At 71.9% G+C, this 4,272-nt stretch carries 3 protein-coding genes; 2 read left to right on the forward strand and 1 reads right to left on the reverse strand.

Annotated elements, in window-relative coordinates; genetic code table 11:
* Window positions 1-552: 552 nt before the first annotated feature.
* Window positions 553-1,092, forward strand: a complete 540-nt coding sequence (locus tag VF665_RS02800) for a metal-dependent hydrolase (RefSeq protein WP_331051880.1) — start codon at window positions 553-555, stop codon at window positions 1,090-1,092.
* Window positions 1,093-1,135: 43 nt separating this feature from the next.
* Here VF665_RS02800 and VF665_RS02805 read toward each other — a convergent pair whose 3' ends face one another.
* Window positions 1,136-2,248, reverse strand: coding sequence for a hypothetical protein (locus VF665_RS02805; protein WP_331051881.1), 1,113 nt, complete (start codon window positions 2,246-2,248; stop codon window positions 1,136-1,138).
* Between the two features lie 235 nt (window positions 2,249-2,483).
* On the opposite strand from VF665_RS02805, the gene VF665_RS02810 reads away from it, so the two are divergent.
* The gene (locus VF665_RS02810; RefSeq protein WP_331051882.1) at window positions 2,484-4,100 is read left to right on the forward strand and encodes an AAA family ATPase; all 1,617 of its coding nucleotides are present in this window, start codon (window positions 2,484-2,486) and stop codon (window positions 4,098-4,100) included.
* Window positions 4,101-4,272: the final 172 nt, after the last annotated feature.

Below are 4,272 nucleotides of genomic sequence, written 5' to 3' on the forward strand. Positions count from 1 at the left end.
GGAGAGGGCCGGGGAGAGGGGGCCTCTCCGACCGCACCGGCACTCTCCGAAGCGCACCTTCGTTGCAGTTCTCCCTCTCCGGCGTATCGCTTCCAAGCGGGAGGGGATCGGGGAAGGGTGGGGGAGGGGCCCGCGCGCAGCGCGACCGTTTCGGTGCCTCGCCTTTCCTGAGCGGATAAATCCGCCGCTCGAACAGCGGTAAGCCCCGACTCGTGGCCGCTGTCGCGTCCACGATCGGGGCTTCAACCGACGCGGCGGACGGACGGTGCCAGCCGCCCGCGCCGATGCCGCCGATGCAGTCCGCGCAGGCGGACTTCGTGCTTTTCCAGCGGCGAATTCATTCGCTCCGGGCAGGCGGACGCACGGATGTCCGCCTTTCTGCACCGGATTCTCCTCCACAATCCGTCATCAACGGCGCTAGGATTCGCGCCGATTGCACTTGTAGTCATCCTCCCCCTCCCGCATCTTGGCGCGGAAATCTCCGCGCGAATGGCGCTGCCGCCCGCACTTTGTCTCTCGAATCAGATCCGGATGCCGTTTCCTCCCGCACACATGCTCGTCGGCGCCGGAATCGTGGAGGTGGCGCTCAGCACCATGCGCAATCCGCCACCGCGCGGCCGCGCGCTCCTGGCCGGGGCCATGCTCGGCGCGCTCCCCGACGTGGACATCATTCTCGGCATTCTGCTGGGGCGCGGCGGCACGCTGCACGGAACGGCCACACACAGCTTTACCGCCGTGGCGCTCTGGGCGGCCGTCGGAACGCTGCTGGGCGGCGGGAGATGGGGCGCGGTGTTCGGCCTGGGCTACGCCTCGCACCTGCTGATGGACCTGCTGGACGAGAGCGGCCCCACGAACCTGATGCTGCTGTGGCCGTTCAGCGGGCAGAGGCCGTATTCGCTGGGAAAGCTGTTCCCCAAGGTGCCCGTGCTGGGCGACGGGGTCGTGGACACGATCCGGCACACGCTGCGGCCCGAGAGCCTGCTTCTGCTCTTTCAGCAGACGGCGCTGGCCGGCGTGTTCGCCGCGCTCCTCGTTCTGCTGGCCGCCGTGCTGCGCCGCAGAAGGACGCGGGTGGCGGCTTCCGGGAGGTAGGCGCGGCGCCGGCGCGATGGCGCAACCGCGCCCTTTCCCGCCCTCAGCGGGCGATGGCGCGCAGCAGGTCGTCCATGGCGATGGAGCAGCCGCGGGCCTCGGCGCCCGTCGCGCGCCCCAGGACGCGAAAGCCGTCCGGCGTGGTGAAGCCCAGGTCCGCCGTCTGGATCGCTAGGACCGAGTTCAGGTTTGCCAGATCGATGTGCCGCAGCACGCCGACCTCCCCGTGCGGCAGCGGAAGCAGCGTTTCCGGGTCGGTTGCCTGCGTGCGCACCCACGCCGCGCCGCCTTGCAGCCGCTCCGCGGGGGCGCGCGCCGCGCCCGCGACGCCGTCGTAGAACTGCGAGCTCATCTCCGTCATCCCGTACTCGTTCACGCACCACGCCGCGCCGATCCCGGTCCGGTCCTGCAGCCCCGCGTACAGCTCCTCGCGCGTGACCTCGCGCGAACGCCCCTTGAATCCGCCGGTGTCCATCAGGCGCGAACCTGGCGGCAACCGGTAGCGCGTGCCGGACTCGCGCAGCCCGTCCATCCAGTGCACGAAGGCGAAGGCGGTGCCCAGGATGCACACCGGCTCGCCGCGCTCCTCCGCCCCCCGCAGCGCCCTGTCCAGCCCCGCGTGGTCGATCCCGCCATCCGGCGACACGAACCACCCGCCGCGCTCCGTTCCGTAGTCCGCCACCACCGCGCCCGCCATGTGCGAAAGCGACGAATCCGCCATCTCCCGCGGGTGCGGCACCAGCGAGATGACGGGGAGCCGCGCCCCGTCCGGCAGCAGGTGCGCCGAGAAGCCGGCCCGCAGCGCCGCGTCGTACAGGGCCAGGTCTGGCAGATAATGCGTGCCGCGCCGCTCCCGCCCCGCGGTGGTGCCGCTGGTGCGAAAGACGGCCTGCGCCCCCTCCGCACCGCCGCAGACGAGCGCCGCGGCCTTGAACGCATCGGTGGGCACGGCGGGGATCCGGGTCCAGTGCGCCACCGCGTCCGGCGACATCCCGCGGCGCTCGCAGAACAGGCGGTACGGCGTGTTGCACGCGAACTGGTGCGCGAACACCGCGCGCGCCAGGCGGTCGAACTCGCCGTCGGAAAGGGGCGCGAGCGGCCCGGCCGCAATGAGGGCCAGCAGTTCGGCGCGAAGGTCGGCGGCGTGGTCGGTCATGCTCGGAATCCGGAGGGCGAGGGCAGTGCGCGGCGGGATGTTGGGCCCGCGGGCCACGCCGGGCAAGGCACGCGCCCATTTTCCGCCCCTGCTGATCCGGCGCGCACGGGCCGCCGGTGGTCCGGCGCAGCGGAGTGAAACCCGCGGGTGGCGGCATCCGTTTGTCGCTGGGCGCGGGGCAGAGGACTCGTTAGCTTTGGGCGCATCCCGGCCCGTCATCCCCCAAGACGTTCGCATGCACCACTTTCTGCGCGACGTGGACCTGCTGGTCCGCTCGCGGTACAGCCTGATCGTCATCGACACGGCGGAAGAAGACCGCGCGCTGGCGCTGCTGGGCGAACTGGCGGACCGGATGGCGCTGCCGCTGTTCACCTGGTCGCTCACCAAGGGGCTGCGGCGCGGCGCCGAGCCCGTCGCGCGGCCGTCGCAGGCGGCCCCCGCGCCGCCCGCCGCTCCCGAGCGCGATCCGGCGGTGGGCGCGGGGTGGGACTTCAACCGCCGCGCCGTTTCGTTCGACGCGTTCCGCCGCCGCGACGAGCCGGAGCGCGCGCCGTACGAAACCTCGCATCCGCTGCAGGCGCTGCACCACGTAGAGCTTGCGCCCATCCCCGCGCTGTACCACTTCCACGGCCTGGCCGGCCAGCTCGCGGACCCGGTGGTCGCTGCCAAGCTGAGGGACGCGCTGCAGGTGCTGTCCGGCACGGGAGGCGCGCTCTTTCTGACCGCGGCGGGGGTGGAGATCCCGGAATCCATCCGTCCTTTCGCGACAACGGTGCGACTCCCCAAGCTGCGCGCGGCGGACTACCGGCGGGTGCTGCGGGCCACCATCGACGAAATCCAGGCGAAGCGCCCGCTCACGGTGGAGATCGATCCGCCGGACGTGCAGCGCCTGCTGAACGCGTTGCGCGGCATGACGTTGAGCGATGCGCGCAAGGTGATTACCCGCGTGATCCTGGACGACGGCGTGCTTTCCGCGGCGGACGTGCCGCGCGTGCTGCGCGCCAAGGCCGAGTCCGTGGCGCGCGACGGGCTGCTGGAGTTCGTCCCCGCGGAAGAAGGGATGGGTGCGGTGGCCGGACTGGCGGGGCTCAAGGAGTGGCTGGCCCGGCGGCGCATCGTGCTGTCGGACGCCGACCGCGCGGCGGAGTTCGGCCTGACCTTTCCGCGCGGCATTCTGCTGATGGGCGTGCCCGGGTGCGGCAAGAGCCTGAGCGCGCGGATGGTGGCCGCGGAATGGGGGCTGCCGCTGCTGCGGCTGGACCCCGCGGCGCTGTACGACCGCTACATCGGCGAGAGCGAAAAGAACTTCCGGCGCGCGCTGGACACGGCGGCGCGGCTGGAGCCGGCGGTGCTGTGGATCGACGAGATCGAGAAGGCGTTCGGCGGCGCGGGCGAGCAGGACGGCGGCACCAGCACCCGCATTCTGGGAACGTTCCTCTCGTGGATGCAGGACCGCACGGCGGAGCTGTTCGTGGTCGCCACGGCCAACGACGTGATGCGCCTCCCCCCGGAACTGCTGCGGAAGGGGCGGTTCGACGAGCTGTTCTTTGTGGACCTGCCGGGTGTGGAGGAGCGGCGGGAGATTCTGCGGCTGCACCTTTCCCGCCGCAGGCAGGACCCCGCGCGGTTCGACGTGGATGCGCTCGCGGCGGCGGCGGACGGGTTCAGCGGCGCGGAGATCGAGCAGGCGATCGTGTCGGCGCTGTACGGCGCGCTGGCGGATGGGGGGCCGGTGACGACGGAGCGCCTTGTGGCGGAAATGGGCCGTACGCGCCCGCTTTCCCGCGTCCGCGCCGAAGACGTCGCCCGCCTGCGCGCCTGGGCCGCCGACCGCACCGTCAGCGCGGGCTGAGAGCGAGGGGACTTCACCTGGTGCGGGGTGGAGGATAGAGTATGGCGCCGGGAGTCGAGCCCCGGAAGTCGCCGCAACAACGGCGGAAAGTCCCCCCGAACGGACGGGGGGACTTCACCTGCTCCTGGTGGATGGGTGGGTGTGGGCGGCACTGTTTGACGCGTCGATGGGG

Origin of the sequence: Longimicrobium sp. (genome assembly GCF_036387355.1) — a bacterium.
GTDB lineage: Bacteria > Gemmatimonadota > Gemmatimonadetes > Longimicrobiales > Longimicrobiaceae > Longimicrobium.